The 3,956-nt window shown below is 50.1% G+C and carries 4 protein-coding genes and 4 tRNA genes; 1 reads left to right on the top strand and 7 read right to left on the bottom strand.

Annotated elements, in window-relative coordinates:
• Positions 1–88: 88 nt before the first annotated feature.
• The 4 genes from J7L64_04250 to J7L64_04235 all read right to left on the bottom strand — a co-directional run bounded on the left by J7L64_04250 (position 89) and on the right by J7L64_04235 (position 455).
• Positions 89–163: transfer RNA gene (locus J7L64_04250), tRNA-Thr, on the bottom strand.
• Between the two features lie 26 nt (positions 164–189).
• Positions 190–265: transfer RNA gene (locus J7L64_04245), tRNA-Gly, on the bottom strand.
• Between the two features lie 9 nt (positions 266–274).
• Positions 275–360 (bottom strand) — tRNA-Tyr (locus J7L64_04240).
• A 20-nt stretch (positions 361–380) separates the two neighbouring features.
• A tRNA-Thr gene (locus J7L64_04235) sits at positions 381–455 on the bottom strand.
• Between the two features lie 340 nt (positions 456–795).
• Between J7L64_04235 and J7L64_04230 the strand changes: the two genes are divergently transcribed.
• Entirely contained in the window at positions 796–1,533 is a 738-nt protein-coding gene (locus J7L64_04230) for a UPF0280 family protein (GenBank protein ID MCD6451552.1), read from the top strand.
• On the opposite strand, the gene J7L64_04225 is transcribed toward J7L64_04230, so the two are convergent.
• The 3 genes from J7L64_04225 to asd all read right to left on the bottom strand — a co-directional run.
• Positions 1,526–1,732, bottom strand: a complete 207-nt coding sequence (locus J7L64_04225) for a 4Fe-4S binding protein (GenBank protein MCD6451551.1) — start codon at positions 1,730–1,732, stop codon at positions 1,526–1,528. The two genes, J7L64_04230 and J7L64_04225, sit on opposite strands and share 8 nt — an antisense overlap.
• Positions 1,725–2,930 carry a homocysteine biosynthesis protein gene (locus tag J7L64_04220; protein ID MCD6451550.1) on the bottom strand — a complete coding sequence of 402 codons (1,206 nt, stop codon included), beginning with the start codon at positions 2,928–2,930 and terminating at the stop codon, positions 1,725–1,727. The genes J7L64_04225 and J7L64_04220 overlap by 8 nt, the downstream gene beginning before the upstream one ends.
• Before the next feature lie 9 nt (positions 2,931–2,939).
• The coding region (gene asd, locus J7L64_04215) for an aspartate-semialdehyde dehydrogenase (GenBank protein ID MCD6451549.1) at positions 2,940–3,956 on the bottom strand (1,017 nt) is incomplete at its 5' end.

Genomic DNA, 3,956 nt, shown 5'->3' with positions numbered 1-3,956 from the left:
GACCTATCGTCCCTATGTTCACATGCGGCTTCGTCCGCTCAAATCTCTCCTTCGCCATTAAACCCTCCTTATAAATTAAACAAGAAAATGGAGCCCACGACCGGAGTTGAACCGGTGACCTCTTCCTTACCAAGGAAGCGCTCTACCACTGAGCCACGTGGGCTCACCATTCATTCACCCGATAAGTGCTGGAGCGGGAAACGGGATTCGAACCCGCGACTCTCAGCTTGGAAGGCTGATGCTCTAGCCACTGAGCTACTCCCGCTCCGGATTATGGTGGGGAGGGGAGGATTCGAACCTCCGAAGGCATAAGCCAGCAGATTTACAGTCTGCCCCCTTTGGCCGCTCGGGAACCTCCCCACCTTGTCAAAAAACCAACTTGGAGCTGGCGAGAGGATTTGAACCCCCGACCCGCTGATTACAAATCAGCTGCTCTACCACTGAGCTACGCCAGCAGTGCAAAATTTTCTTATACCAAATAAATTCCATTAAGTCAAGACAAATTTGAGCACTATTTCATAGCAGGAGGGAAACCGCGTCAAATTATCACCTATAATTATAATAGCTCACCTCTCCTCCTGCCATTTATTTATTTTTAATACACTCTCACTTTTTGTCAAGGGCTATTTTCCATTTTTTACAAGAAGAAAAGCGGATTTCAGTGCCCTCCATCAGAAAGCATACCTTAACTCGGGGTGCTTGCCAAAATGACAAAAATGAGCAGTTGCCCTCAATAAATAGCTATGGTAGACTTCTCACGGGCTGCAGCTTAAAAATCAAAGAGACTTTATGAAAATGAAATTAAAATTTATCGAAAAAAAGATCGGGGAGACCAGAGCCAAGATATTAGCCAATGACGAAGGCTATTTTAACCAGGCAATTAATGAAATAATTAGGAGGAGAAGGGAGATCGAACGCTATATCGAGGAAAACCCCAAATTCAAGGAATCGCTAAAACCCCTCTCGCCAAAAAGGAAGGCTCCAGAAATAATAAAGAGGATGTGTCACGCTTCCAAGATATTTAAGGTAGGACCTATGGCGGCAGTAGCGGGTATAATCGCCGAGTTCTCCGCGAGGAAGATGGCGGAGGCTGGCGCTAAATCAGCGATCGTCGAGAACGGGGGTGATATCTACGCTATCACCGAAGATGAGATTATCATCGGCCTCTTTTCAAACACGAGGTTCGATAACCTCGCCTTCGTCTTAAAGAAAGAGGATACGCCCATCTCCATCTGTTCCTCGTCGAGCCTTATGGGCCATTCATTGAGCTTCGGCAGATGCGATCTCGCAATCGTCTTCTCAAGAGACTCTGCTATCGCCGACTGCGGGGCGACCAAACTGGCGAATCTGATCAAAGATAAGCAGGACCTTGAGAAGAGCCTCAATTATATAATCTCAAAACCAGGGGTCCTGGGAGCGGTCGCCATAAAGGACGATTCCATCGGTATGGTTGGAGAGCTCCCGCAGATAATAACCCATAGGGACAGGAACCTAAAGAAAAAGGTCACTAAGGAACCAACCTATTTTATCTAATAAACATCGCCCGGTAAGGACATATCCTAACACAGATGCCGCAACCGGTACACCTTTCCCTATCAAAGCCAACTTCCATCGTCCTCCTATCCCTTATATAAAGGGCAGAGGAGGGACAATGGGGGATACAGGCACCACACATAGTACACAGCTCGTCATCTCTTTCCACCTTAAGGTTAGTTCCACCCTCATCACTCATCTTTGATCCTCCCTCTGAACAACCTAAATTCATAGCCACTTCCCGCCTGAGGAAGGGGTTGGACCATCTCACTCAGGACGAATTTCCCTTCCCTTATCCATTTCTTGAGTAGATTAGCTATCTCAAGCGCCATTGGATAACTTGACATAGAACCCGTGGGAACCTCCTTCCCTTCGATCTTTATCCTCCCGGATTTAAGTTCCCCATAGCTGACATAGCCAAACCTGTTCGGCTTGCCGTTCGGATAATCCTCGCTGTAATCGACGATCGGCGCATATATCTCCTCGTCCCTCACCGCGGTGTAGCGGAGGACCTCCTCATTGAGGATCGGGATGGGAATCCCTACCCCCACTGCCAAAGAGACCCCATAGCCGATGAGGCTCACCGGCCTTATGTACCTCGGGGACATCTCCTTCATATCCCCTACTAAAGCGAGGGTCCCCCCACCTCCTTTGAGCCTTCCTTGATCGTCCCGCGAGATCCCTCCGGGATGATGCTGAGTTCCGTTCCAGAAGACGAAACCCTGAGCACCACCGAGGAATATCCTTGTCCCTATCCCTATCGTCTTGAAGTAGGGATCGTTCAGAAGGGGGCTCAATTGTCCGGCACTACAATACATTGCGTTTCCCAGATTGGGCTTTAGCACCCCGAGGTAGGTGTAGATCGTCTTTTCCGATGCGTTCACCGCGACATTGTAGTTCTGATAACAATTCCTGAAATTCACCAGAACGCACTCGTTGAGGTCGGCTATGTTTATCGTTGCCTTGAGTTTCTTCCTCGGGTAGTCCACTGTACCGTAGGAGATAGCTTCGAGCTCGACATCTCTTCCTCTTATGAGATCCCAGATCACATAGGCGCCCCCGTGATTGAACTCCCCGGGGTAATCCTCATTAGCGGGATCGTCATCCGGGATTTGAGCCGCCCCGATGTAGAGATCGACCGCAGCAAGGCCAGCATAAGCCTCTACCTTATTGAGCCATGCCTTGGTTATCTTCATCCTCGGAGTTGTATGGCCTATGTTGATCACCGCCCCGCTGGAACACATTGGACCGAAGGTGGCAGTGGTTACCACATCCACCTCCTCTGCTGCCTTCTTGAACCCTTTCTCCTCCACTATACTTATTATCTCCTCCGCTGTAGCAACGACGACCTTACCCTTCCTTATCTTTTGATTGATCTCCTCTATGGTCTTCGGCATTTTTTCACCTTATAGATTGTTAAAGAACCCTCTCTCCTTTAAAAGTTCGGCAATAAGTATCCCTCCTCCTGCCGCCCCCCTTATCGTATTGTGGGAGAGGGCTACGAACCGATAATTGAGGACATTACACTCCCTCAGCCTTCCCACGGTAACCGCCATCCCCTTCCCCTTATCCCGATCCAATCTCGGTTGTGGCCTCGCTACCTCCTCCCGGTAGATGATCGGTTGCTCCGGGGCAAAGGGGAGACTAAGTTCCTGGGGCGCCCCCCTGAATTCCCGCCATAACTCAAGGATCTCCTCCCTCGTCGGTTTACTCTCGAAAGCCACAGAGACGCAAGCCAAATGTCCATCTATCACCGGCACTCGATTGCAGTGGGCTGATATTGCGATCCCCTTCTCCTCTACGATGAGGTCCCCCTCTATCCTACCCAATATCTTCCTTGGCTCTCTTTCGCTTTTCTCCTCCTCTCCCTTTATGTAAGGGACGATGTTATCGATGATGTCGAAGGAGGCGACCCCGGGATAACCCGCACCGGATATCGCCTGCATCGTGGTAACGATCACCGCCTTTAGGGTGAACTCCTTATGAAGGGGGAAAAGAGGAATGAGGTACGACTGTAGGGAACAGTTCGGCTTCACCGCGATAAACCCTCTATCCCATCCTCTCTTTTTTCTCTGGATCGGTATTATCTTCAGGTGATCGGGGTTGATTTCGGGAATGATCATAGGGACATCCTCATCCCATCTATGTGCCGAGGAATTGGAGACCACCGGCACCCCCGCCTCAGCATACCTTTCCTCCCATTCCTTTGCCACCGCGGTATCGAGGGCGGAGAATACGAAATCACAAGTTTTCCTCGCCTCCCCCATCTCCTCTATCGAGTGAACCAACAAACCCCTTACCCCCTCCGGGATGTCCTTCTCGAAATGCCATCTACCTTCCACCGCCTCTTCATACCTTTTCCCCGCCGATCTCTCTGAGGCAGCGAGGAAGGAAACCTCAAACCAGGGATGGTCCTTCAAGAG

The organism is Acidobacteriota bacterium, assembly GCA_021161905.1.
In the GTDB taxonomy this organism is placed as follows: domain Bacteria; phylum Acidobacteriota; class B3-B38; order Guanabaribacteriales; family JAGGZT01; genus JAGGZT01.
This window is presented reverse-complemented; position numbering and strand designations above follow the sequence as displayed.

Excerpts from the sequence above, each read along its gene's own strand:
- J7L64_04225 (MCD6451551.1), bottom strand. The coding sequence starts at position 1,732 with ATGAGTGATGAGGGTGGAACTAACCTTAAGGTGGAAAGAGATGACGAG.
- J7L64_04220 (MCD6451550.1), bottom strand. The coding sequence starts at position 2,930 with ATGCCGAAGACCATAGAGGAGATCAATCAAAAGATAAGGAAGGGTAAG.
- J7L64_04230 (MCD6451552.1), top strand. The coding sequence starts at position 796 with ATGAAATTAAAATTTATCGAAAAAAAGATCGGGGAGACCAGAGCCAAG.